The 448-nt window shown below is 69.6% G+C and carries 1 protein-coding gene; it reads left to right on the forward strand.

Annotated features, from left to right (window positions below; translation table 11 throughout):
* Nucleotides 1-448: extracellular solute-binding protein (locus tag GTR00_RS22520; protein ID WP_166613677.1), on the forward strand; the 448-nt coding region annotated here is incomplete at both ends.

Consider the following 448-nt stretch of genomic DNA (forward strand, 5'->3'; position numbering starts at 1 on the left):
CTTCGGGGGCAGCGTCCTGGACGAGAACGGCGAGGCGCAGTTCACCGACCCGGACTCCGGCGGCTACCGCGCAGCCGAGTGGATGGTGGGCGCCCTGACCGAAGGACTCGTCGCGCCCGGCAGCATCAACGTCACCGACAGCCAGGGCCAGCAGACGCTGATGGCCCAAGGGCAGGTCGCCAGCACCTTCTCCGACTACTCCGGCACCGTCGGCACCCTCTATGACGTCCCCGCCTCCAGCACCGTCGTCGGCAAGGTCCGCTACCTGCCCACCCCGGGGGTGGACGGGCCCGCGGCCAACCTGAGCAACCCCGACGGCATCGGCATCCCCAAGCAGGCCAAGTACCCCGACGCCGCAGCCAAGTTCATCGAGTGGTTCACCTCCCAGCAGCAGCAGACCGACTTCGCCGGAGTCAACGGCCCCGAGAAGGCCTACACCGGCTACCCG

The sequence above is a fragment of the Kineococcus indalonis genome, from assembly GCF_009906395.1.
In the GTDB taxonomy this organism is placed as follows: Bacteria; Actinomycetota; Actinomycetes; order Actinomycetales; family Kineococcaceae; genus Kineococcus; species Kineococcus indalonis.